Source organism: Mucilaginibacter pineti (assembly GCF_900101875.1).
Classification (GTDB): Bacteria; Bacteroidota; Bacteroidia; order Sphingobacteriales; family Sphingobacteriaceae; genus Mucilaginibacter; species Mucilaginibacter pineti.
Genome location: NZ_FNAI01000001.1, coordinates 1,040,878 through 1,067,074, shown reverse-complemented (window position 1 = coordinate 1,067,074; position 26,197 = coordinate 1,040,878). Strand labels below are relative to the sequence as shown.

At 43.5% G+C, this 26,197-nt stretch carries 19 protein-coding genes; 8 read left to right on the top strand and 11 right to left on the bottom strand.

All coding sequences use genetic code 11. The features are described from left to right. Positions 1-79: 79 nt before the first annotated feature. Both BLS59_RS04255 and BLS59_RS04250 read right to left on the bottom strand, forming a co-directional pair. On the bottom strand, positions 80-655 hold the full coding sequence (locus BLS59_RS04255; protein WP_162842552.1) for a DUF308 domain-containing protein: 576 nt from the start codon (positions 653-655) through the stop codon (positions 80-82). 161 nt (positions 656-816) lie between these two features. Then, positions 817-1,410 (bottom strand): Crp/Fnr family transcriptional regulator, encoded by a 594-nt coding sequence (locus BLS59_RS04250; protein ID WP_091144877.1) that lies wholly within the window; start codon positions 1,408-1,410, stop codon positions 817-819. A gap of 236 nt (positions 1,411-1,646) precedes the next feature. Here BLS59_RS04250 and BLS59_RS04245 point away from each other — a divergent pair, with 236 nt between their 5' ends. From BLS59_RS04245 to ligD, 3 genes are all read left to right on the top strand, one after another. Next, on the top strand, positions 1,647-3,608 hold the full coding sequence (locus tag BLS59_RS04245; RefSeq protein ID WP_091144874.1) for a DUF1800 domain-containing protein: 1,962 nt from the start codon (positions 1,647-1,649) through the stop codon (positions 3,606-3,608). A 17-nt stretch (positions 3,609-3,625) separates the two neighbouring features. After that, positions 3,626-4,897: a DUF1501 domain-containing protein gene (locus BLS59_RS04240; protein WP_091144871.1), complete on the top strand. Its 1,272-nt coding sequence runs from the start codon at positions 3,626-3,628 to the stop codon at positions 4,895-4,897. Between the two features lie 336 nt (positions 4,898-5,233). Next, positions 5,234-7,951: a DNA ligase D gene (ligD, locus tag BLS59_RS04235; RefSeq protein ID WP_091144866.1), complete on the top strand. Its 2,718-nt coding sequence runs from the start codon at positions 5,234-5,236 to the stop codon at positions 7,949-7,951. 177 nt (positions 7,952-8,128) lie between these two features. On the opposite strand, the gene BLS59_RS04230 is transcribed toward ligD, so the two are convergent. After that, complete coding sequence (locus BLS59_RS04230) at positions 8,129-9,379, bottom strand: sensor histidine kinase (RefSeq protein ID WP_205411173.1); 1,251 nt, start codon at positions 9,377-9,379, stop codon at positions 8,129-8,131. A 228-nt stretch (positions 9,380-9,607) separates the two neighbouring features. On the opposite strand from BLS59_RS04230, the gene clpB reads away from it, so the two are divergent. Both clpB and BLS59_RS04220 read left to right on the top strand, forming a co-directional pair. After that, positions 9,608-12,226, top strand: coding sequence for an ATP-dependent chaperone ClpB (gene clpB, locus BLS59_RS04225; RefSeq protein ID WP_091144860.1), 2,619 nt, complete (start codon positions 9,608-9,610; stop codon positions 12,224-12,226). A 415-nt stretch (positions 12,227-12,641) separates the two neighbouring features. Further along, on the top strand, positions 12,642-12,986 hold the full coding sequence (locus BLS59_RS04220; protein ID WP_091144856.1) for a phosphoribosylpyrophosphate synthetase: 345 nt from the start codon (positions 12,642-12,644) through the stop codon (positions 12,984-12,986). Positions 12,987-13,105: 119 nt separating this feature from the next. On the opposite strand, the gene BLS59_RS04215 is transcribed toward BLS59_RS04220, so the two are convergent. The 7 genes from BLS59_RS04215 to BLS59_RS04185 all read right to left on the bottom strand — a co-directional run bounded on the left by BLS59_RS04215 (position 13,106) and on the right by BLS59_RS04185 (position 20,883). Beyond that, positions 13,106-13,624, bottom strand: coding sequence for a DUF4251 domain-containing protein (locus BLS59_RS04215; RefSeq protein WP_205411172.1), 519 nt, complete (start codon positions 13,622-13,624; stop codon positions 13,106-13,108). A 160-nt stretch (positions 13,625-13,784) separates the two neighbouring features. After that, positions 13,785-15,668 (bottom strand): molecular chaperone HtpG, encoded by a 1,884-nt coding sequence (gene htpG / locus BLS59_RS04210; protein ID WP_091144849.1) that lies wholly within the window; start codon positions 15,666-15,668, stop codon positions 13,785-13,787. 159 nt (positions 15,669-15,827) lie between these two features. Beyond that, positions 15,828-16,613 (bottom strand): carboxypeptidase-like regulatory domain-containing protein, encoded by a 786-nt coding sequence (locus tag BLS59_RS04205; protein ID WP_091144846.1) that lies wholly within the window; start codon positions 16,611-16,613, stop codon positions 15,828-15,830. A 406-nt stretch (positions 16,614-17,019) separates the two neighbouring features. Next, entirely contained in the window at positions 17,020-17,604 is a 585-nt protein-coding gene (locus BLS59_RS04200; RefSeq protein WP_091144842.1) for a thioredoxin family protein, read from the bottom strand. Between the two features lie 26 nt (positions 17,605-17,630). Next, positions 17,631-18,173 (bottom strand): NADPH-dependent FMN reductase, encoded by a 543-nt coding sequence (locus BLS59_RS04195; protein WP_091144838.1) that lies wholly within the window; start codon positions 18,171-18,173, stop codon positions 17,631-17,633. Positions 18,174-18,188: 15 nt separating this feature from the next. Then, entirely contained in the window at positions 18,189-19,538 is a 1,350-nt protein-coding gene (locus BLS59_RS04190) for a sensor histidine kinase (RefSeq protein WP_091144835.1), read from the bottom strand. Continuing rightward, entirely contained in the window at positions 19,528-20,883 is a 1,356-nt protein-coding gene (locus tag BLS59_RS04185) for a sigma-54-dependent transcriptional regulator (RefSeq protein ID WP_091144831.1), read from the bottom strand. The genes BLS59_RS04190 and BLS59_RS04185 overlap by 11 nt, the downstream gene beginning before the upstream one ends. Positions 20,884-21,328: 445 nt before the next feature. Between BLS59_RS04185 and BLS59_RS04180 the strand changes: the two genes are divergently transcribed. Beyond that, positions 21,329-22,582 (top strand): efflux RND transporter periplasmic adaptor subunit, encoded by a 1,254-nt coding sequence (locus BLS59_RS04180; RefSeq protein ID WP_091144828.1) that lies wholly within the window; start codon positions 21,329-21,331, stop codon positions 22,580-22,582. A 194-nt stretch (positions 22,583-22,776) separates the two neighbouring features. Next, positions 22,777-23,454, top strand: a complete 678-nt coding sequence (locus BLS59_RS04175; RefSeq protein WP_091144824.1) for an ABC transporter ATP-binding protein — start codon at positions 22,777-22,779, stop codon at positions 23,452-23,454. Positions 23,455-23,831: 377 nt separating this feature from the next. Here the strand turns inward: BLS59_RS04175 and BLS59_RS04170 are convergent, their stop codons facing one another. Continuing rightward, positions 23,832-24,383, bottom strand: a complete 552-nt coding sequence (locus tag BLS59_RS04170) for a hypothetical protein (protein WP_091144821.1) — start codon at positions 24,381-24,383, stop codon at positions 23,832-23,834. Between the two features lie 536 nt (positions 24,384-24,919). Here BLS59_RS04170 and BLS59_RS04165 point away from each other — a divergent pair. Continuing rightward, positions 24,920-26,170 carry a M16 family metallopeptidase gene (locus BLS59_RS04165; protein WP_091144817.1) on the top strand — a complete coding sequence of 417 codons (1,251 nt, stop codon included), beginning with the start codon at positions 24,920-24,922 and terminating at the stop codon, positions 26,168-26,170. Positions 26,171-26,197: the final 27 nt, after the last annotated feature.

The window sequence follows — 26,197 nt, the reverse complement described above, 5'->3', positions numbered from 1 at the left end:
ATAACTCAGGCGTTATAAAACTTACAGAATTATGATAGTACCAATGCAAATATGCAATACCGAACCTCTAAGGTTTATTTTATGTTAACTGAGTGTTAACAATTGCGGCGGTTTTGTTTAACCTGATGGCTGCCAATAGGTAATAAAATGCACCAAATGCGGAATATCCTGCCAGGCTGGCAATACCCTTTGTAGGGTCATGCGCTAAAATAATAAAGCTGATGCCGGCAATCAGCGATTGGCCGCCGCTTAATATCATTGGCCATTGGCCGCCAAAAGTCTTGCGTCTTTGTAAACCAAGCACCAGTTGTATAATGCCGGTTAAGCCCGCCCACACACCAAATACTATTATTGCTGCCGGTACGTTGTGGCTCAGGGCCACGCCAACGGCAACGGTAGTTGCCACGCTAATTACGGCATTGGTATATTGCGGCGTTAATGACGAGCCACTGCCCCGGTTAATGCGGATATCCCAAATGGTGCCCAATACGTCCCAGGCTGGGTATATCACCAATAAAACTGCGGCTATTTGCGGCGATGATTTAGCGAATATGGCTACAAGGGTTACCCATATTACTGAAAATGTTACGCGGGTAAAATAAAGTGAACGCATTGCTTTTGCAGTAGCTGCGATGTTGTTGTCAGGAGTTTTCATTGTGTTATTTTTTTAAAGTTTTATTTTATTTGACGACACAAAGATGGAGGCAATAAATGCCATAAATTTTCACCTAAGTGAAAATCGACGATAATTATTTTTTAATAATTATCTGCCTAAAAATAAGGGAATTAAATAATAAAAACGCCCTTGATTGACGGTTATTTATGGGCCAGCAACCTTTTTTTAATGCGGGTTAAGGATGGGTTTTTAATACCCAGGTATGAGGATATGTGATAGGCCGGGATGCGGTTAACAATGTTGGGGTGCTCGTTGGTGAGTTTTAAGTAACGTTCCTCGGCGGTATTAAATAAAAACTCTTCGGCGCGGGCCTGCGAATAGTTAAAGAATAGCTCGGCTATAAGCCTTCCAAATTTTTCCCAGCCGGTAGGGGTGGTGTACAGGTATTGCAGATCGTTGTAATTAATGGAGATCACCTCGGCATCGTCCAGCGCCTGTATATAATAATAGCACGGGTACTGGTTTATAAAACTACGAAACGATACCAGGAACTGGCTCTCCGAAAAAAAGAATACGTTTTTCTCTTCGGTTGTTTGAGGGGGCACATAGTATACCCTGAAAATACCCTTTGTTATCAACGCCAGATCGGTACAAACAAAGCTTTGCATATTAAAAAAATCGCCTTTGGCTATTTTACGGGTACGCCACAGGCTTAATCCCAGTGCTATATCGCTATCGGGAAGGCCGGCAAAGTTTTTTAATACGCTGGTTAAAGCTTGCTGGTTTTCGTTCATAAACAAATACGTTGTAAGTGCAGGTAAATAAAGCTAATTTAAATTATATCAACGGTTGTAAAGCAAAAAAGCCACCTGTTGAGGCATCCTTTTTCGTGATTTTTACATCAAGGTTAAAATACTATAAGTTGTAATTACAATTTTACAATTTAAATAATGTGTATCAGCCTTTAAACCAATACATTTATATAGAGTCATAGTAAATCTGCTTAATAGTTAAATAATCGCATCGCTCTATGAAAAAGACTGTAAAATATTTAGTTAGCATTGGTTTATTGGTTTTGGGTTTTGTGGTGTTCTCCTCATTTTTTATGAGCGTACCCAATGCAAAGGCGGTTAAATTCCCATACCGTTTATCGGGCCTTACCGAAAGGCAGGCCGCTGCACATTTGTTAAGCAGATTTACCTACGGCGCCACGCCCGGCGAAATTGACCAGGTAGTAAAATCGGGTCTGGAAAGCTGGTTTAATAAACAACTGGAGGCAAGCCTGCCCGACGATTCCTTAAATCAGATGCTTGCGAAGTTTGATGCCCTCAAATTAAACAATGCCGAAATAGTTAGCGAATACCCCAAAGGTAACCAGGTTTTGCGCATGGCCATAAGCGATGGCGTAGTAAACAAGGATTCGGTAAATAAAAATAGAAATGCCTACAAAGATGTATTGAAAAAATACATGGATGATAACGGCATGAAACCCGAGCAGGAGCTTTATCGCGAGTTTATCAACCAAAAAGTATTAAGATCGGCCTATACCAATAACCAGTTGCAGGAGGTAATGACCGATTTTTGGTTTAATCACTTTAACGTATCTATCACCAAGGGCGATTGTGCGCAGTTTATCCCGGATTATGAGCGCGATGTGATCCGCCCGAACGCCCTGGGCAAATTCAACGATATTTTACTGGCAACGGCTAAATCGCCTGCTATGCTGTACTACCTGGACAATTTCAGCAGTGTGGCCGCTAATAATGATTATATGGCAGGCCGGGGACTAATGCGCCGGCAAATAATGCAAAATACGGCAGTAATTGAAGATACCACCCAGCGCGCCAAACTGCAAAAAGCCCGTAAAACGCAAGGCATCAATGAAAATTACGCCCGCGAGGTAATGGAGCTGCACACGCTTGGTGTTGACGGCGGTTATACCCAACAGGATGTAACACAGGCAGCCAAGGTTTTAACCGGGTGGACTATCTATCCAATGGGTCAGTATAACAAAGGTGTAAAAAAGGCAGTGGATAAAATAAGTAGTCAGCGTTTCGAAAAAGCCGGTTTTGTGCATGACGGCGATTTTCTGTTCAATTCCAACCGCCATGATAACAGCGAAAAAGTGGTTATGGGCAAGCACTTCGGTCCCGATGGTGGTTACCAGGAAGGTGTAAACCTGCTGGCTATGCTGGCGCACAACCCATCTACAGCAAAATTCATTACTAAAAAAATAGCCGTACGTTTTGTGAGCGATAACCCGCCACAAAGTCTGCTCGATAAAATGAGTAAAACCTTTATGGAAAAGGACGGCGATATAAAACAGGTATTGATCACCATGGTTGATGCACCCGAATTTTGGAACGCATCGGCAGTTCGCGAGAAAACAAAATCGCCGTTTGAACTGGCCATTGGTGCTGCCCGCAGTCTGCATGCCGAAATCACCCAGCCTTACCAGTTATACAACTGGGTAAACAAAATGGGCGAAAAAATATATTACTACCAGGCCCCAACCGGTTTCCCGGATAAAGGGCAGTACTGGATAAACACTGGCGCGCTGCTTAACCGCATGAACTTTGGTTTGGCGCTGGCATCGGGTCGCATTCCGGGTATCCGGATAGATTTAGCCGCGCTGAACAATCACCATGAACCCGAAAGCGCGCAGGCGGCACTGGTAACTTATTGCCAGCTCATCATGCCCGAACGAAAACTGGATGAAACCATTAAACACTTAACCCCTTTACTTAACGACCCTACACTAATGCAAAAGGTTGATGAGGCCAGCGCCAACACACCGCCCGCGCAAATGCAGCAGGCAGCTACTATGGATAACATGGCCGTGCAGGACAGCGGCGACATGAAAGGTCGGGGCAAGGGTTTGAAGAATAAGAAGAATAACTTTATAGCGATGCAGAACAACGGCGGTGATAATTCTATGCTATCGCAGGTGGTGGGCGTTATCATCGGTTCGCCAGAATATCAACGACGTTAAACATTAAAAACATTACGATCATGGTAAGAAGAGGATTTTTAAAATCGGGTGGTTTGGCCCTGTTGGGCGTAGGTTTAATGGGCGGCATTCCCGGCTTTATTGCCGAGGCAGCTGCGGGCGAAAAAATCATCTCGCCCTATAAAAAACGAAAAACACTTATCTGCATATTTCAGCGCGGCGCAATGGACGGGCTGATGGCCGTAACCCCGTTTACAGACGATTATCTGAAAAATGCAAGGCCAAACCTGTTCATGTCGGCAGCTAAAACCGGTAATAATTCGCCCCTGATTGATCTGGATGGCCGTTTTGGGTTGCATCCTTCTATGAAAGCATTTGAACCTATGTTTCGCGAAAAAAGGTTGGGAATAGTACATGGTATAGGCTCGCCCAATACCACCCGTTCACACTTTGATGCGCAGGATTATATGGAATCGGGCACGCCATTTAATAAAGGCACCGCAAGCGGCTGGTTAAATCGTGCGGTAGGTTTGCTTGGGCACGACGCGCTTACGCCCTTTACCGCCGTAAGTATGACCTCGGCCATGCCACGTTCATTTTATGGCGATAATCCTTCTGTATCTATCAGTAACCTGCAGGATTTCGCTATTCAGCTGCGGGGGAACCAATCCGGAGCCAATTTAGCAGCCCGCAGTTTTGAGGATCTGTATGATAAAACAACCTCAGGCTTGCTTCAACAAACAGGCAAGGAAAGCTTTGATGCTATGAAAATGCTGCAAAAAACAGATCTGAAGAATTATAAGCCAACAAATAACGCTGTTTATCCAAATTCTGCCTTAGGTAATTCGCTGAAACAAATTGCACAGCTTATAAAAATGGATGTTGGGTTGGAAGTAGCCTTTGCCGAATCGAACGGCTGGGATACCCACTTTAACCAGGGAACCGACAATGGTATTTTTGGTCGTAACGTTGCTGATTTAAGCAACAGCATGATGGCACTGTGGACAGACCTTGCCGCCTACCAGGACGATGTAACCGTAATGACCATGACCGAATTTGGTCGCACCGTACACCAAAATGGAACGGGTGGTACCGATCATGGCAGGGCTTCATGTAACTTTATTTTAGGCAATGCCATAGCCGGAGGCCTTGTTCATGGCAACGTTAAACCCCTCGCGGTAGAAAACCTTGAAGACGGTCGTGACCTTGCCGTAACCACCGATTTCAGAAGCGTATTCAGCGAGGTTGCCGATAAACACCTCGGCATTGATAACGATCATGTGCTATTCCCGGATTGGAAGGGAGATAGGATAGGGGTGATGCGGTCGTAAAAAAAATATCAACACGTCCCCGGAATTTTGCCGGGGGCGTGTTTATCTAAAGAGGTCTGTCACCCTGAGCTTGTCGAAGGGGCGCGCGTAGAGGCCTTTGCCCGCAATGCTTCGACAGGCTCAGCATGACAGCCCTTTTCTTATAATTCTTCTTAAGGTATTCCCCCCATCAAAGACCACGGGTTTTAAAACTCAAAAAGACAGGCCTTATTTAAAATCAAGGTGATCTTTTAATCCTAAAAATCGCGGTTCAGACAAAAGAAGACTGCAAATAACTACCTAAAGGCTCAAAACTTTCTTTCTAATTAAGCTGTTGTTCTAAAAAACAGCACTGCCATGAGCCTGGAAAAATATGCCGAAAAGCGGGATTTTACCAAAACCGCCGAACCAAAAGCCGGAAAAAGTAAGGACAAAAATCAGCTTACTTTTGTTATTCAAAAGCATGATGCCTCGCGCCTGCATTACGATTTCAGGCTGGAAATGGATGGTGTGCTCAAGAGCTGGGCGGTACCCAAGGGGCCATCTACAGATCCTAAAACCAAGCGGCTTGCTATGATGGTAGAAGATCACCCCTATGATTACCGCGAGTTTGAAGGAATTATTCCGCAAGGCGAATACGGCGGCGGTACCGTTATAGTTTGGGACGAAGGTACTTATGAACCAATTGAAGAGATAAAAGGCAAAAAAGAACAGGAAAAGCACCTGCTGCAACAGCTAAAATCGGGTTCGCTAAAAATAAAACTCCATGGCGAAAAGCTGGAAGGCGAGTTTGCGCTGGTGAAAACCCATGGCATGGGCGAAAATGCCTGGCTGCTGATAAAGCATAACGACGATTTTGCATCAAAAAAAGATATTACCAAAGAAGATAAATCGGTACTCTCCGGCAAAACCATCGAAAACATGGAGAAAACCAGCGACAAAGTTTGGCACAGCGGCCACGAGGAAACTGTAGAAAAGCCCAAAAAGGCCGCTTCAAAAAAAAAACTAACTGAACCTGCAGAACCTGCCGGTGAATTATTGGAAACAGCCAATACCGATGTTGCAGCGCTGCTAAAAAAAGCTCCCAAAAGCAAAATACCAACCGGTATAAAACCCATGCTGGCTACCCTGGTTGATGAACCATTTGACGATCCCGATTGGGTTTACGAAGTTAAATGGGATGGTTACCGCGCCCTCGGGTTTATAAACAAAGGCGAGGTTGAGTTGCTCTCCCGCAATAAAAAAACATTTAATGAAAAGTTTTATCCCATTCACAAGCTGCTGCAAAGCTGGGAGATGAACGCCGTTATTGATGGCGAGATATTGGTGCTGAACGATAAGGGGATCTCCAACTTTGGCAGCCTGCAAAACTGGCGTAGTGAGGCCGATGGGGAGCTTGTTTACTACGTATTTGATTTGCTTTGGTATGATGGTAAAAACCTGATGCACTTGCCACTCATTCAGCGGCAGGCGATATTAAAGGAAGTATTGCCGGCCAATGATGATCGCATAAGATTAAGTAAAGTATTCACAACCAGCGGTACCGATTTTTTTAGCGCCGCCGAACGCATGGGGCTGGAAGGCATTATAGCCAAAAAAGCAAGTAGCACGTACACCGCCGATCTGCGGTCAAAGGAGTGGTTAAAGATAAAGGTACACAAACGGCAGGAGGTGGTGATAGCCGGTTTTACCAAAAACGAGGATACTGCTAAACAATTCAGCTCGCTTTTATTGGGCGTGTATGAAGGGAAGCATCTGCAGTATGTGGGTAAGGTGGGTACCGGGTTTTCTGATAAAGTGCAAAAGGAAATGATGGCGCAGTTTAAGCCACTGATTATAAAAGATAGTCCGTTTGATACCATTCCTGATGTTAATAAGCCATCACGTTTCAGGCCCAATCCGCCAAAAGCTAAGGCCACCTGGCTTAAACCCAATTTGGTTTGCGAAGTGGCCTTTAGCGAGGTAACCAGCGATGGCGTGTTCAGGCATCCATCATTTCAGGGGATGCGGGTTGATAAAAAAGCCAGTGATGTTACCCGCGAAATTGCCGCACCAACGGATGAAGTTGTAACAGACAAAACCAAAGAAGAAAAAGAAGATAAACACGCGGCAGCTATTAAACCGCCAAAAGGAAAGGAGCGTAAAACCTTGTTAAACCCAACAGATGAAACGCAGGTACGCAAAATTTGCGGCCACGATTTAAAGTTTACCCACCTGAGCAAAATTTACTGGCCCGAGGATAAGGTAACCAAACGCGATATGTTTAACTACTACTACCAGGTGGCCGAGTATATTTTACCCTATCTTAAAGACCGGCCCATGTCGCTCAATCGTTTCCCCGGCGGTATTCATGGGCCAAGTTTTTACCAGAAGGATGTAAAAGGTAAGGCGCCAGATTGGGTTAAAACATTTCCTTATACCACAAGTGAGGAAGAACACAAGGAATATTTGGTTGGTACCGACGAAGCCAGTCTGCTTTGGATGGCGTCATTGGGCTGTATTGAAATGAACCCCTGGTTCAGCCGTGTGCAATCGCCGGATAACCCGGATTATTGCGTGATCGATCTCGACCCGGATAAAAATACCTTCGACCAGGTGATTGAAGCTGCGCTGGAAGTGAAAAAAGTACTGGACGCTATAAATGTGCCATCGTTCTGCAAAACGTCGGGTTCTACGGGTATGCATATTTATATCCCGATGGATGCTAAATACACGTATGATCAATCGCAGATGTTTGCCCGTATCATTGTAAATATAGTGCACAAGCAGTTGCCAGATTACACCAGTCTTGAGCGTATGGTAGCCAACCGTAAAGGAAAAATGTACCTTGATTTTTTACAGAATCGCCCAGGGGCAACCATAGCCGGTCCGTATTCATTACGGCCAAAAGTAGGCGCAACCGTATCCATGCCCCTGCACTGGGACGAGGTAAAGCCCGGCCTTACCATGAAGGATTTTACCATATTTAACACCATCGATCGCCTGAAAACCGAAGGCGACCTGTTCAAAGGCGCATTAGGTAAAGCCATCAACCTTGAAAAAACAATAAAGAAAGCCCAGAGTATATTTGAATAAATGGATGGGCATCCTGCTCCCCGATGCGAGGAACGAAGCAATCTCATCTACAAGGTTCGTTACTTTTCCTATGGGATTGCTTCGTTCCTAGCAATGACAAAGTAGGATCAATGACCCCAATGATAAAGTAGATAGAATGACTCAATGCCGCGCAGCAAATGACCCAATGACCAATAATTAAGCCGCCGGCAGCTTCACAACAAATATTGACCCTTTGCCTTCGTAACTTTCAACTTCAATACTACCATCATGCTTTTCAATTATCTGTTGTACTATGCTGAGGCCCAGTCCGGTTGATTGCTCGCCGCGTACACCTGTACGGCCGGCTTTTGAAAATTGGGTAAATATATCGGGCAGCAGCGCCTGCGGAATACCCAGGCCATAATCCTGCACTTCAATGATCACCATGTTTGCGTTTTTGCTCAGCCGGATATCTATACGGTCGTTATCTTTTGAAAACTTAACCGCATTACTGATAAGGTTATCAATTATACGGTGAAATTTTTCGGTATTTATATGCGCATAAGCCGGGTTGGCATTGCTGGTGAAAAGTATGTTTGCTTTGTTCTTTTGTGTTTCCCAATCGCCTAAAATGCCTTTTAACAGTTGGTTAAGCTCGGTTCTTTCGGTATCCAAAGTAAGGATATTTTCGTTACGGGCGGCCTCCAGCAAATCATCAATAATGGTACGGGCTTTGGCGCATGATGCTTTAACCATGTTAATATTGTCCTGCATATCATCATCAATATCGTCCAGTTCCATGATCATGGCAATGGATTCAACCGCGGCAATAGGGTTACGTAAATCATGCGCTACCATACTCAATACCTCGTTTTTGAACTCGCCTGCGCGTTCAATTTCTTTGTTTTTGGCGCGGATCTCTAATACTTGTGTGTAGTAGTTGGCCTTATTGGCAAAAAAGTAGCGCGAGGTAAGATAAAAAGCCGAAAGTAATATGGCCGAGATAAGCTGGTTATATACCATTTCTGTGGCAGACGTTTGGCTGTGAAATAAAAGCGCTGTAAAAAGCAACTCAATGGCTATCAGTAAAATAATAGTTTCGTAATACTCCAACACGCAAATAACGGCAATTAGCCCAAGTGCAATAAGGTAAAGGGTAAGGGCATTGCTGGGATCAGAGGTTGCTATAAAGCTGGAGTACATGCCGCAGGCAATAATATAAATGGCAAATGTAAATACCAGTAATGCTGTTAATACGGTTGCTTTTTTATGCTTTTTATACTCAACTATGAGTAAATTGCTAGCAATTAAAAACAGCGGCGTAACAATAATAAAAACCCAGTTGCTTGAATTAAATTCCGGAAAGTTTTGCGCTTTGGTAAGGCTTATAGGGAAAACAAGGTACAGGATACGTACAATAATGTTCAATAACAAAAATACCAGGCTACCTGCCCTTATGGCAACCAAATTTTGATAAGTATAAAAATCCCTATACGCTGATCTGTATTGTACAGGGAGGTTATCGAAAAAAAACGGTGCTTTCAATTATTTCAAGTGTAGGTTGCGTGCAAATTTACAAATTTAATAAGAAGCTGTCTAAATAATAAAGTGTCAAAGTGTCGTTTAATTATTTTTTTGAATGACTTTTTTTCATACACAGGCCAATGGCAAGAGATTTGACTAACATTAATCACTATGAATTTTAACAACTTTACAATCAAAGCCCAGGAAGCCGTACAAAAGGCTTCGGAAATTACCACCGGTAACCAGCAGCAGGCAATTGAGCCTGCACACCTGTTAAAAGGCTTGTTACTGGTTGATGAAAATGTTATATCGTACTTATTAAAAAAATTAAACGTTAACCTGAACAGGCTTAACGACACGCTCGATGCGCAAATTTCATCGTACCCAAAAGTAAGCGGAAGCAACGTTTACCTTTCATCAGATTCCAATTCGGCGTTGCAAAAAGCGCAGGGATACTTAAAGGAATTTAAGGACGAATTTGTATCTGTTGAGCATATATTATTAGGTATACTGGCAGCAGGCGGTACAGTAAGTTCTATTTTAAAAGATCTTGGTGTAAACGAAAAAGACCTGAAAAAAGCCATCGTTAGCTTACGCGGCGATAGCAAGGTTACCGACCAAAACGCCGAAGCTACTTACAACGCGCTTAATAAATACGCCCGTAACCTTAACGAATATGCCGAATCGGGTAAGTTAGATCCCGTGATCGGTCGTGATGAGGAGATTCGCAGGGTGATCCAGATCTTGTCGCGCCGTACAAAGAATAACCCCATCCTTGTGGGCGAGCCCGGCGTAGGTAAAACAGCTATTGCCGAAGGTATAGCCTTCAGAATAATCAAAGGCGATGTGCCCGAAAGCCTGAAGACCAAAGTGGTTTACTCGTTAGATATGGGGGCGCTTATAGCCGGCGCAAAATACAAAGGTGAATTTGAAGAACGCCTTAAAGCCGTTATAAAAGAAGTTACGCAAAGCGATGGCGAGATCATCTTGTTTATTGATGAGATCCATACGCTGGTTGGCGCAGGTGGCGGCGAGGGTGCAATGGACGCGGCCAATATATTAAAACCGGCCCTGGCCCGTGGCGAGCTGCGTTCCATAGGTGCTACTACGCTTAACGAGTACCAGAAATATTTAGAAAAAGATAAAGCGCTTGAACGCCGTTTCCAAAAAGTTATGGTTGAAGAGCCGGATACTGCCGATGCGATATCTATTTTACGCGGATTAAAGGAACGCTACGAAACCCACCACAAGGTGCGGATTAAGGATGAAGCTATTATTGCCGCGGTAGAAATGTCGCAGCGCTATATCTCCGACAGGTTTTTACCCGATAAGGCTATCGACCTTATGGACGAGGCCGCTTCAAAATTACGTTTGGAGATGGACTCGGTACCCGAAGTGGTGGATGAACTGGAACGCCGCATTATGCAGCTGGAAATTGAGCGTGAAGCTATAAAACGTGAAAAAGACGACCGCAAGGTTGGCGAGCTAAGCGAAGAAATAGCCAATCTATCTGCCCAGCGCGATTCATTGCGTGCCAAATGGAAAGGCGAAAAAGACTTGGTTGATGGCATTAACCAAAAGGTTGAAAAAATTGAAAGCTACAAGCTGGAAGCCGAACAGGCCGAACGCGCCGGAGATTATGGCAAAGTAGCTGAATTACGCTACGGAACCATTGTTGAGGCCCAGGCCGAGGTAGAGAAACTGAAAGCCGATCTGGTGGCTAATCAAAGTGATAGCCGCATGCTAAAAGAGGAGGTTACTGCCGATGATATTGCAGGGGTAGTAAGTCGTTGGACAGGCATCCCGGTAAGTAAAATGATCCAGAGCGAGCGTGAAAAACTGCTTAACCTGGAAGATGAGCTGCACAAACGTGTAGCCGGACAGGAAGAAGCTATTGAAGCCATAAGCGATGCCATACGCCGCAGCCGTGCAGGTTTGCAGGACAAGAAAAGACCAATCGGGTCGTTCATATTTTTAGGTACTACCGGTGTTGGTAAAACCGAACTGGCAAAGGCTTTAGCCGAATACCTGTTTAATGACGAAGCAGCCCTGGTGAGGATAGATATGAGCGAATACCAGGAAAGGCACGCTGTATCAAGATTGATTGGAGCGCCTCCGGGTTATGTGGGTTATGATGAAGGCGGGCAGTTAACAGAAGCCGTTCGGCGTAAACCATACAGTGTGGTGTTATTGGATGAGATTGAAAAAGCCCATCCCGATGTATTTAACATACTGCTGCAGGTGTTGGATGATGGCCGCTTAACAGATAATAAAGGCCGCGTGGTGAACTTTAAAAACACCATCATTATCATGACGTCAAACATAGGCTCAAATATTATCCAGGAAAACTTCCAAACGCTGGAAGATAAGAACCGGGAAGATATCATTGCCAAAACCAAAAACGAGCTGTTTAGCCTGTTACGGTCGACCATAAGGCCCGAGTTTTTGAACAGGATAGACGAGATCATCATGTTTACACCGCTAAGCCGTGAGGAGATCCATAGCATTGTTAAACTGCAGTTTAACCAGGTTAAACAAACCCTGGCCGAAATGGGCATTAGTATGGAAGCTACCGACGAGGCACTGGACTGGCTGGCACAATTAGGTTACGATCCGCAATTTGGCGCGCGTCCGTTAAAACGTGTTATTCAAAAGAAGATCCTGAATGAGCTTTCCAAACAGATATTGGCCGGTACCGTAGATAAAGACAGCACCATAAAGGTTGATATGTTTGACAACAATTTTGTTTTTGTGAACATACCTAAGGTGGTTGAAGAACCGGCTAAGTAATAATATAATTAACGCTATCATATAGTAAAGGAGCTGCCCACCGGGTGGCTCTTTTTTTTGTAAAAAAACACATTGAAGTTTGTTTTATTGTGTTGGGTGTCACCCTGAGCTTGTCGAAGGGTTGAGCGCAGAGGCCTTTGCCCGGATGCTTCGACAAGCTCAGCATGACAGCCCACCTTTAACCCGCAAGTGCCGGCGTCCACGCTTGCATTGATTCTGGCATGGGCGTCCACGCCCGAGTGATGGTATAGTAAGCGTGGACGCTTACCAATTCCTAAATTCCGGCGTGGAAGCCGGAACTTACGTTGAGCCGCAATTAATAAATTAACTTATTAAACCAAACAACATGAAAGGTTTATTGGTTGTATAATAAGGCAGCGTATAACGGCTGTTTGTTACTTAACCAAGCATCACCATGAAAAATTACGAAACTTTAGTGGATGCCACTAACGATCTTTTTAAAAGAGGATATACAGCCAACCTGAGTTTAGACGGCGATACCATCAATGATAAAGAACAAAATATACAAATGGGGGCCGACGACTTTGAGATAGACGAGTTTTACCGTTTTGAAGGCGCAAGTAACCCCGATGATATGTCGATAGTTTACGCAGTATCATCAACAAAATATAACCTTAAAGGTGTGCTGGTAAACGCCTACGGTACTTATGCGGATGATAGCTCATCGGCCATTGGCGCCAAGCTGCATCACGGCCAGGTAAGCCATAACCTGCACGGGGAGGACAGGCCTTCGGCGTAATCAATTCAAAATTCAAAAGTAAAAAGTCAAAAGAACACACTCGTTGCTTAATAAAAAAGCCTTGCTAAGTTTTTACTTAGCAAGGCTTTTTTATTACTTTTAATTTTGTGCTTAACACTCTACCTTGTTCCGCGGGTTTCAATGGTGCCGTTGAAGGAGATATTATCGCGGTTGGTGCTGCTCACATTTAATGAGGCATAACCATCTGCAGATATATCCAGGCGCATACTTTGCACATCGCGCCAGTTGGTCATGTCTTTATCCATCGGTTTAATGACAATTTTGTAGCTGCCGTTTTTACCCGGCTTGGCCTCATAACTAAATTTGGTGGTGGTGAATTTTATACCACCTTCTGATGGGTTAGTAGGCGCCACGTAAGCACGGCCAAAATAGGGCAGAAATGCTATAATTGTATCTTTGGATACCACCAGGTCATATTCTGACGTAAGTGCACGGCCAACGCCGCGCATAGGGTTTACATAGTTTGCCTTAAATACATAGTTTTGCGCCTCGACAATTGATTTTACTTCGGCCTGGCGCTTTGCTTGTTTTTCTTTACGGGTAGTTTGGGCGTTAACAACACTTATGCCTAATAACACAAGTGCAAACGCCATTGATAAATTCCTTAATAATTTCATAACTAAATGATTTAATGTTTAGACAAGGATGCAGCACGAAGGTTTATTCCATATCAAATTTAAACAAAAAAACCATCTGCTTTATACAGATGGTTTTTTGTTATTACGATTGATCAATTAGCTTAAATTAAGTTAGTTTTTAACCACTCAATCAATCAATTTATATCAAATTAACGCTGCGGTTTACAAACTCGGTAAGTTCGGCACCGGTTAGTAAGCCTTGCGAAAGCAGGGCCAGGTCAAACGCTTGTTTTGATAGTTGTGCCTGTACTTCCTCGTTTTCTTCCTGCAAAATGCGGGTAATCAATTTGTGGTTTCCGTTAACAACAACCTTGTAGTTATCGGGCATGTTGCCGTAAAAGCCCATGCCGCCGCCCATGGCTGCCATATCTTTCATACGGCGCATAAACTCGTCCATAGTTACTGTAACAGGCAGTTCGTCAGGGTTAAGGCTTTCCAGTTCAACTTTGTAGGCCGCCTTGTTAATGGCCTTGTCAAAAATGGTTTTTACCTGGGTTGATTGTTCGTCAGTTAAAACAGATTCCAACGCTTCATCTTTGTTGATCAGCTTATCGGCAACAGAGGCATCAACACGTTTCAATGATGTTTTCTCCAGCTTTTGCTCCAGCTGACTAATAAAGTGGTTATCAATTGGCGAGTTCATCACCAGCACATCGTAACCTTTTTTACCTGCCGATTGGATAAATGCATCCTGTTTTGCAGGATCGTTGGTGTAAATGTAAACCACCTGTCCGTCTTTGTCGGTTTGTACGGCTTCTACCTTTTCTTTGTATTCGGGTAAGGTAAAGTTTTCGTTTTTGGTATTGGTAACCAAAACAAAATCCTTGGCTTTATCATAAAACTTGTCTTCACTCACCATTCCGTATTTAACAAACAGGCCAATGTCGGTCCATTTATCTTCGTAGGCTTTACGGTCGGCTTTAAACAGTTCTGCCAATTTATCAGCCACTTTTTTGGTGATGTAGCTGTTTATTTTTTTAACGTTGCTATCGGCCTGTAAAAAGCTGCGCGATACGTTCAACGGGATATCCGGTGAGTCGATAACGCCATGTAGCAGCATCAAAAACTCGGGTACGATGTCTTTTACCTCGTCGGTAATAAATACCTGGCGACTGAACAATTTGATCTTGTTTTTAGAAACCTCAAAATCATTCTTCAGCTTAGGGAAGTACAATACGCCGGTAAGGTTAAACGGATAATCAACATTCAAGTGGATCCAGAATAGCGGATCTTCGCTGAAAGGATAAAGTTGTTTGTAAAAATCAAGGTAATCCTCATCCTTTAATTCAGATGGAGCTTTGGTCCAGATAGGGTTGGTATCGTTGATGATATTATCGTGCTGAACCTCAATGTATTTAGGCTTGCCTTCTTCGTCAACGCCGTCTTCTTCCTGCTCGCTTTTAGTGCCGAATTTAATTGGCACCGGTAAAAACTTACAGTATTTATCAAGTATTTCCTGCAGTTTGTACTGGCTTAAAAACTCTTCCGATTCGCTGTTGATGTACAGCGTTATTTCGGTACCGCGTTCGGCCAAAACGCCTTCGCCAATTTCAAACTCGGTACTGCCATCGCAAACCCAGTAAGCAGGCTCGGCACCTTCCTGGTAGCTTAGGGTTTGTATCTCTACCTTATCGGCCACCATAAAGGCTGAGTAAAAGCCTAAACCAAAGCGACCGATGATCTCATTGGCATCTTTAGCTTCTTTAAATTTTTCCATAAACTCGGTAGCGCCAGAAAACGCTATCTGGTTAATGTATTTTTTGATCTCTTCGGCGGTCATACCCAGGCCATTATCGCTAATGGTGATGGTTTTTTTAGCCTCGTCAAACGCCACTTCAACGCGCAGGTCGCCCAGTTCGCCGTTGTACTGGCCTAAAGAAGCCAGGCGTTTGATCTTTTGGGTAGCATCTACCGCGTTTGATACCAGCTCGCGCAAAAATATCTCATTATCAGAGTAAAGAAACTTCTTAATGATCGGAAAAATGTTCTCGGTGTGAATCGAAATGCTGCCTTTTTCTTGCATAATAGTATGATGTTTTTAATTTAATTAAGTTAAACAGGGCGTGTATTTGCGTTTTTTAAATGGCGCAATTATCCCATGTAACCGCATTCATCAATGCATGTTCCAAACTCATTAAATTGTCAAATTGGCAGTGCCATACAATTTTAACCCCGGTAAATTTTACTTTATTCTTAAATCCTGTTTACTATCGGGAGCAAGCGTAGTATCTTTCAAAACGGCGTTATTGTTCAACTTTTGTCGTATATATTTTATGAGATCGTAATCAGGGGCGTTTTTAACAAATTCATAAGTAGGGCGGTTGTCTATCATGAAAATATCAAGTCGCTCGCCTGTATAACCGGTTATTTTAGTTACCAGACTTTTGGTAAAGCGGGCGTCTACAATATCGGCTTTATAGTCGGTAACCAGGGCTCGCTGCAGCCTGCGTGCATTTTTTCCTTCCCTGCTTAATGCACTGTATAGTTTATCAATACTAATACCTACACCGCCAAAGCCGGCGCCACCAAATACCGACACGATATTTTTGTTATCGCCAATGCGGTATATTTGTTTGTATTCTTCCTGGTTTCTTCTGAATTTTTTCAGCGGATTGATCGGATTATCCCTAATCACAACTTCGTTTAATAAATTATGCGATTGGTTAAGTGTAATTAGCAAAGAGTTTTGATTATTGAAAACCATTGTATCCGTTTTAAACCCCATGTAACTTGTTAAAATGGTATCGCCTTTGCTTACGGTTAGCGAAAATTCGCCGTTACTATTGCTGATGGATAGTTTATGTGAATTTGTGTTCCTGATTATTGCGCCGCTTAAATGCGCTGAATTGCTGATAACAAGGCCATACTTACTTTGCCCGTAAGCTATATAGTTTGCCGTTATTAAAATAAAGAACATCAAACAACAGCGCAGGTGTGAATACCTATTTATTGATGATAATGGGCACATTGTTTTAAGGTTTATTATAAAGTTTGAGTTAGACAATTAAATTGCTATTTGGTTTAATTTGATCTTTAAAAAAATAAACAACGCCTCAGAACTGTCTAAATTTGATTTAAACTATTTGGGTATGCTATAAAATTCATTGCCGTTGACTTTAGTCAACGGAATAATGAGTAGAAAACGGGGGCTTTAGCCCAAATATAGCTTGGATAATTGGGCTAAAGCCCGTAATAATGCCTTTTACCACCGTTGACTAAAGTCAACGGCAATGAATAACTTTCATTTTTAAACAGACTCTAAGAAACTAAACAGGCCTTAAGAATTTTGAATTTCTTAAGGCCTTTTCTATTGTAACTATGTGTTTGAATTACGGAAACTCTAAAATTTCATAAATGAAGGTTCATACAAAATATTATTTAGTCCCTGCAGGTTTTGCAACCGGGGTGGGTTTGTTAAGTGCGAAACGTTTGCCAATAACAGTCAGGTCAGCATCGGTTAGTTTTGAGGTTGATTTTAGCAGCTGGGTGAAAAAAGCCACTTCGTTTTCCTGTGCAGGGCAGCCTACGTTTTCGCCGGGGGTATCAAGGCTTGCGCCTTGTGGCCTCATCTGGCTGTCGCCTAATACTTTTCCTTTATCATCTAATACCAACCAAAATGGCAGACCCGATTTCTCGCCGTGGAATTTTGCCAATGCTTCGGTAGAGCCCGGATTTTCCAGGTTCTTTTTTTCTGGCTGCTCCAATACGTCAAGCGTAGCAATAACATAGTTGTTATCAAACAATTGCTTGCACGACGGATCGTTTAACGATGCCTCCATTTTTTTGCACCAGCCGCACCATGAGGCGTGGAATATCAATATCACTTTTTTGTTTTCTTTGGATGCCTGCGCATAAGCTTTGGTTAATACATCGCTGCTTGATGGCGGGGTAGTTTGCGCAAAGGTGCTTGCCGTAGCAGCAAATATGGCGACGATAAGTAACAGTATGGTCTTTTTCATGATGAGTAGTTTATACCGTAAATTTATTAATAAGTGGCTAATTTTAAAGTTTTTAGGAGGTTATTTATAACGCTTTTTAAACTCTTGATAGTATCGTCATCCGTGATGTTCCCCTCGATGTCCATTTTGGCGCGGATAAAGGGGATGAGTAACGATGCTCCCTCCACCAAATTTGCCGACAGCGCACCCAGCGTAAGTAATAATGATGGGTGCGCATATTGCCCGGACGAAGATGCCGTTATCAGCGAAACCGGTTTATCAACCAGCGAACTGCTGGATACCAGCCAATCCAGCATGTTTTTAAGCTGACCGGGCACGCCAAAAGCATACTCCGGCGTACAAATAATTACCGCATCGGCATTTGTCAAAAGGTGCCGCAATGCTGCTACCGATGTGGGTGGTGTTTCATTATCCAACCCGGGATCAAAAGGTGGAATTAGCGCCAGTTCATCATAAATGGTATAAGCAACATTAGCAGGTAACAAACTCCCTAAATATTTCAGGATATTATGGTTTGATGATCCTGAACGTAAGCTGCCCGAAATGGCGAAAATGCGAAAGGTATTCATTTTTGAAAAGTCGCTTTACGTAGTAAACTGCAATATAAACGATGAACCCTTGCCCTCGGTTGATTGTACCTGGATATTACCTTTATGCAGCAGCATAATCTGTTTACACAAACTAAGCCCTATACCGCTGCCGGTTTTACGGGTACTAAAGAAAGGGATAAAGATCTTATCCAATAGTTCGGGTGGCATACCCAGGCCATTGTCTGATACTTTAACCAGGGTTTTATTATTGCTTTGGATTTCGGCAGATAGGGTTAATCGTGGTTCCTCTCGGTCTTTTACGGCTTCAATGGCATTTACCAGCAGGTTTATCATTACCTGCTCAATAAGGTTAATATCGGCCTTTATGGCAAGGGCAGGGTCGCGCAGGATAATCTCGAGCTCAATATTTTTCTTTTCGAGGGTGGGCCGCATGAGGCTGGCCAGGTTTTCGAACAGGTTACGCACCAGGATCTTATCCAGATCAAGCTTGGTGATCTTGTTAAGGCTGCGGTAGCTTTCTGTGAATTTAAGCAAGCCCTCGCTACGGCGTTTTATAGTATCGATACCCAGCTCCAGGTCTTCCAGCTCGCTGCTTTGTACGCTGTTCACAATCTCCGGGCTTTGCAGCCTGTTTTTCAGCGTATCGGCCAGTGAGGAGATAGGGGCAACCGAGTTCATGATCTCATGCGTCATCACGTTAAGCAATTTAGACCATGCTTTTGATTCGGTTTCGTCCAAAGCCTCGCTCACGTTCTGGAAAGCTATCAGTTTGTATAACTTATCGTCGCTGCGCATAACGCTGGCGGTTATCAATATTTTAATGAGCTGCTGGTTGCGGGTAATAGTGATGATATTGCTATCGCCCGGTTTAAGTTTTATCAGTTCAAGGTATAAGCCCGGCTCCCGTTTTTCAAGCGAATGAACGGTTTTAAGATAGGGAATGCTGATGAGTTTTTTAAAGGCCTCGTTTATCCAGCTTATATTGCCCGTTTCTTCTTCGTACGATAAAATACCGGTATCAACCAGTTCCAAAATCTTTTGCAGGTAATGGTACTGCGTTTCCCGCTCGCGGCTGATCAGTTTAAATGTGGTATTGATATCATTAAAACCCTTGCGCAACGGCTTTAACTCATTTGGTGCCTTACGCACATCAAAATGCCTCGAAAAATCACGGTAGTGGATAGATTCAACAAACTGGTTAACCTCATCCTGCGCCTTTTTCTGAAAGCGGATCATCTCCACAACGGCATAAGCTACCAGCGGTACACAGATAACCAGGTACAAATACTTTGCTATAACAATAACATACGCCGCGGCGCAAAGTACCACGAACAGTAAAAATACGCGCAGCAATAGCCGCCATTCGTAACGGTTAAATATCATATTTGCTCAATCTGCGGTATAATGCGGTACGGGTTAGGCCCAGTTCCTTGGCGGCCCGGGTAATGTTGCCGTTGTGTTTTTCTATTACCCTTAAAATGGCATTTTTTTCCAGGGTGCTTAGTTGAATATTGTCATCATCGGCGCTGTTATCGGTAGATGTTTCCAGGATGGAAAAGATAAGATCATCCGGGCGAAGGATATGATCGTCGGCCATAATTACGGCCCTTTCAATGGTATACTGCAGCTCGCGCACATTACCGGGATAGTTATACCCCTTTAGTTTCTGCAGGGCGGCAGCATCAAAATCAACAGAAGGCTTGAGGTATTTACTGGCATACTGTTTGGCAAAATGCCGGGCCAGTATGGCAATATCTTCATTGCGTTTACGCAGGGGTGGCATGTTTATTTCTACCGTGTTTATCCGGTAAATTAAATCCTTCCTGAAACGGTTTTCATTGGCCAGTTCATGCATGGGTACGTTGGTAGCGCAAATAAGTCTGATATCAATATCAACGGCCTTGTTTGTACCCAGGCGCGTTACCTGCCTGTTTTGCAATATGGTAAGCAATTTTGCCTGCTGCTGCAGAGTGATGTTACCTATTTCATCTAAAAACAAGGTACCGCCCTGCGCATCCTCAAAACGGCCTGTCCTGTCTTCCCGGGCATCAGTAAAGGCACCCTTTTTATGACCGAAGAGCTCGCTTTCAAACAAGGTATCGGTAAGTGCGCCAACATCCACCTTAATAAATGGCTTATCGGCCCGTAATGAGCGTTCATGGATAGCTTTAGCCATCAAATCCTTACCTGTTCCGTTTTCGCCAAGTAGCAAAATATTGGCATCGGTAGGGGCAATTTTGTTCACCTTATGAAAAATATCCTGCATCACATCTGATTCGCCGAGGATAGATGTATCACCGGCTGTGTTCTTTACGGCTGTTTTAGTGGTTTTTACACCTTCCTTTTTATCAAGAAGTTCTTTTATGGTGGCTATCAGTTTTTCGTTGTGCCAGGGCTTTACTATGAAATCATTGGCACCTTCTTTAAGCGATCGTACGGCAAGGTCAATATCGCCGTAGGCGGTAATCATAATTACACATACGTTGGGTTTCCAGTCTTTCACCTTGCGCAGCCAGTACAAGCCTTCGTTGCCGGTGTTAATGGCGCTGTTAAAGTTCATATCCAGCAATACCAGGTCAACCTCGTTGCGTTGCAGCAGCCAGTTAAGGTTCTCCGGATTTTTTTCGGTAATTACTTCCTGTGCCTCTGTTTTAAGCAACAGCTTAACCGCCGTAAGTACATCCGGATCGTCATCAACAATTAAAATAGTAGCTTTTTTAAGTATCATAGGTTTTGTAAGTTCGTAGTTAATAGTTCACAGCACATGGCCGGTATATTTAGCAGACGCGCGGGCCGGGCATTTTGTTACTATAAACCTGCATGCAAATTAATAATTGCATACCTAATTTTCATAACAACACCGATAATAGATTTTTTTGAACGTTGGGCTATTTAATAAAACAGCTGTTCAGTGTATGATTGGTGTACTAAATTGATGCAAAAACACCCCGGAAATGTGCTAAATTAAGGTGTTTTTTTAACTTTAAAAAGTTGCCGTACTTTTTAAGAAAACATAAGGTTTGGCGTGCCTGAACACTGTATCAATACCGTACACTTGATGTAACAGAAGCGTACGCCCTAAATAGCGGTTTGTTGTTTAATGTACTGAAATACAGTATTTTAATTTGTGGCATATCTTTTTGTAACTATTATTGAAAATATAACAAACTACAGTGGACAGAAAAATTGAAAAAAAGACCTGGAACAGCAAGCGGATACTCACAATAGCGGGCATTACAGGCATAATTTTATTAATTGGGGGCAGCATTTATTTTACATCGGGCAAAAGCAAACTTGATGTTGATACTGAACGCATCACTATAAGTACTATTACAAAAGGTCCGTTTCAGGAGTTTATACCGGTTAACGGCGTGGTAATGCCGCTTACTACCATTTATCTTGATGCATCGGAAGGTGGCCGGGTTGAAGAAAAATATGTAGAGGATGGCGCCGACCTTAAAAAAGGCGATCCGATCCTTAAACTTTCAAATACCGATCTGGAACTTACCCTGGCTAACCAGGAAACAGCGGTTTATGCAGAGCAAACGCAAATGCAAATTTCGCGCACCAGTTCGCAAACAAGTACTATCAATAAACTGAACAGCATGGCCGATGTGGATGTTGCCTTTAAAGAAGCCGAAAGAATTTACAAGCTGGATAAAAGCCTGTACGATCAAAAAGCGATAGGCATGCAGGAATATCAATCGGCACTTAATACTTACCAGTACCAGCTTCGCCGTAAAAAACTGGCATCGCAAATCCTGTCGCAGGATACATCAATGGTGAAACAGCAGGACGTACAATCGCGCGAGCAATATGCCCACATGAAAAGCACACTGGAGCTGATGCGTAAAAAAGTGGCCGATTTAACATTAAGGGCACCTATAGACGGGCAGCTTACCTCTATGGATGCTGAAGTTGGCCAAAGCAAAAACAAAGGCGAACACCTGGGTCAGATAGACGTACAATCGGGCTTTAAGGTAAGGGTTGATATTGATGAGCATTACCTGAGCCGCATTTATACAGGCTTAAAAGGCGATTTTCAATTTGCCGATAAAACCTATAACCTGGTTATTAAAAAGGTGTTTACGCAGGTAACTGCTGGTCGTTTCCAGGTTGATATGGAGTTTGTGGGTGCGGTACCCAAGGGCATCCGTAAAGGCCAGACACTGCAGGTGCGTTTAGCGCTAAGCGAGGAAAGAATTGCGGTATTGGTGCCTAAAGGCGGCTTTTACCAGCAAACCGGCGGCAACTGGATATTTAAGGTGAGCGAAGATGGTACAAGGGCCTATAAGGTTAACATACAGCTCGGCCTTAACAGTACCGATTACTATGTGGTATCACAGGGCTTAAATCCCGGCGATAAGGTAATAACCTCAAGCTATGAAACTTACGGAGATATCCAGGAACTGGTATTGAAGAAGTAATTGAGGATAGATTAAAGAGCAAGGAGTAAAGAATAAAGACTCCCTTCGGAGATGAATAAAAAATATTACTGTTTAACTGCAACGAAAAGCAGCTGTTAAGCATCATATTATAAAACAGATATAAACTAATTAACAAACTATAAAAAACAAGTCGGGCCCGCTTTAAAACGGCGAAGACGATTCAGGAGGCACCAATGATAAAGATTACTAATCTCGAAAAATTTTACCGCACAGAAGAGGTAGAAACGATAGCGTTAAACAAGCTGTCAATTGAAATTGCAACGGGCGAGTTTGTGGCCATTATGGGCCCATCTGGCTGTGGAAAATCAACCCTGCTTAATATCTTAGGCATGCTTGATGATCCGGATGCAGGCAGCTATGTATTTAACGATATTGAGGTAGCACACTTTACCGAACGTAAACGTGCCGATCTGCGCAAGCACAACATTGGCTTCGTATTCCAAAGCTTTAACCTTATTGATGAGCTTACCGTTTTTGAAAACGTAGAGCTGCCATTGATTTACACAGGTGTTGCCGCTGCCGAGCGTGTAAAAAGGGTAGAAGAGGTATTAGATAAAATGCAGATCATGCACCGCCGCAACCACTATCCGCAGCAATTATCGGGTGGTCAGCAGCAGCGTGTGGCTATTGCCCGTGCCGTAGTTAACAAACCCAAACTTATCCTTGCGGATGAGCCCACAGGTAACCTTGACAGCAGCAACGGTAACGATGTTATGGAACTGCTTACCGATTTAAATGAACAAGGTACAACCATTATAATGGTTACCCACTCTGAGCATGACGCCCGTTACAGCCACCGTATTATACGCCTGCTGGATGGACAAAGCGTTATGGAAAATATAATGGTGTAATCCCAGGGCCAAAAGCCCGAAAAATAGTTTATATAAGTTAATAAGTTAGTGTGCCAACTATCCCTCTCCGGTAAAAAGGAGAGGGATAGCTTTGGTTATTTTTGTTATTGGTTCATTGTGCTTCGCATTATTGGGTCATTAAGCATTGGTTAGTTGTATCGGTGACTTGATGACCCAATCTGTATTAAGCCTTATAAAGAGTTTAAAACGTGGGTAAATTGGTTGTATGCTTCATATAATAAGATCATTGGTTTTGCATTTTCAGGAGTTGCGAAGTTTTAAAAGCCTGGCAATACTTGTAATGGTATTACTTTGCACCAACCGAAACCCCGGCACACTTAAAATAGTCAAACCCTCAACGCAGCTGATCTGCACGGTTACAACTCCTTCAGTAGCCTTTTTCCTTTCGACTGTATTCCGGCGCTTCCGTTGCGCATAAGGTATTTTAGCTGGCCGGCAAGTTCGTCGGCTATCCATGGGTAAGTATCTTTAAGATTAAACAGTGCCTGGCCCGCGAAAGCCTTTACTGCTACCTTTACTTTGGGGTTTATCATCCAATCAAACAGTTGCTCAATAACGGGCTCCAGGTCAATTGTTTTTAATTTTAGCTTTATGGTTTCCGGTGATGTGGTATCGGTCATGTGCATGATCAGTTTGGCGTAATGCCGCATGCAACTGGGGTTCCCGACCCCTTTAAAACGTGATACAAAGTATTCCAGATCGTTAAGGTAATTTTCCGGATCTTTCAAAAACATATTTTCTAATATCCACACAGCCCGGAAACCTATTACCTGGTCGGGATGAAAAGTAATATCTATCAGATCACGCAACGCAAAATGCTGTTCTTCTAAGACACGGCTCAGTTTTAATACTTTGGGTTTACCCAATGTGTGCGATAACTCTACTATAAGTTGTTCACTGATAAGCATATGATAACAAATTTAAGAATTTTGTTATTATGGAAAACTATTGCATTGGGCTGAAAATTGTGGCTTTTCTGGCCGCATACCCGCTCCTGGCCGCGGGAGGGCCAGTTACTTTGTAGCCACAAAGTAACCAAAAGGCTTTCAGCAGAGAGGCTTCTTTGCCGCACAAGGCCTTTGCCCTGCAAATCAGTCAGAACCACGGACTGCAATTATTTGCCCCGATTCACTGCCCCTTCTGCAAAACTTGCTATGCCCCCGCAACCACACGAGGCCACCATTGTTCTGCCCGCTTTCGTCAGAAGCTTATCTGCTGACGGGGAAGGGTATTGTCTGAACCGGAATTTTGGGTCTAAAAAAACAAACCACGTCATTGCTTCGTACCTCGCAAAGACGTTACGGCCTATTCATTTGCACATCTATAATCTGTAATCTGCACATCTGTAACCCGCACATTTGAAATTTGCACATCTGTAATCTATCTTAATCCTATATCAACAAAAGTTTTACATTTGCTGTCTGTTTTAATATAAACCCTGTACATGGTTAAGTTCAACCGATTTACACTGGATAATGGCCTGCGGGTTATTGTTCACGAAGATAATACTACGCCTATGGCGGTGCTCAACATTCTTTATGATGTTGGCGCGCGCGACGAAAACCCCGAACAAACCGGCTTCGCTCACTTGTTTGAGCACCTCATGTTTGGTGGTTCGGTAAATATTCCCAGCTATGATGAACCCCTGCAGCGTGTAGGCGGCGAAAACAACGCTTTTACCAGTAACGATATCACCAACTATTATATCACCCTGCCATCGGCCAATATTGAAACCGCCTTTTGGCTGGAAAGCGACCGCATGCTGAGTCTTGCCTTTAGCGAGAAAAGCCTGGAGGTGCAGCGTAACGTGGTAATTGAGGAGTTTAAGCAGCGTTACCTGAACCAGCCTTATGGCGATGTTTGGTTAAAGCTGCGGCCGCTGGTTTACAAGGAGCATTCATACAAATGGGCCACCATTGGCAAAACCATTAAACATATTGAAGATGCCCGTATTGAAGATGTAAAAGCCTTCTTTAAAAAACACTACACCCCGCAAAACGCCATTATGGTAGTAGGCGGCGATGTGAATTTGGAGCAGGTAAAACAACTTGCCGAAAAATGGTTTGGCCCCATCCCCGCAGGCGAAAAATACCACCGCAACCTGCCGCAGGAACCCGAGCAGCATGACGAGCGCCGCGAAACCGTTACCGCCAAGGTACCGCTTAACGATGTTTATATTGCTTTTCAGATGGGGGCAAGGCTTGATGATGATTATTATGCTGTTGAATTGTTAAGCGATATATTGTCGCGCGGTAATTCATCGCGTTTGTACCGCAGTTTGGTGCAGGACAGACAGATCTTCAGCGAGGTACATGCCTACATTACCAGCAGTTTGGATAAAGGTATGTTTGTACTGGAAGGCAAGCCTTTGGAGAACGTGAGCATTGAACAGGCCGAAGCTGCCCTTTGGGAAGAACTGGAAAAGGTGAAGACCGAAGCCATCCCCGCTGATGAGCTGACCAAGGTGCAAAACAAAACCGAATCGACCATGGTGTTTTCAGAAATGAGCCTGCTTGATAAGGCCATGAACCTGGCATCATTCGAACTGCTTGGCGATGCCGACCAGCTGAACTACGAAACGGAAAAATACCTGGCCGTAACAGCCGCGCAGATCAAAGAGGTAGCCAACAACATATTCAGAAAAGATAATTCATCAACGCTGATCTATCTGGCAGAGCAAACGGAATTAGTCTGAACCTGAATTAAGCAGAATTAGTCTCAA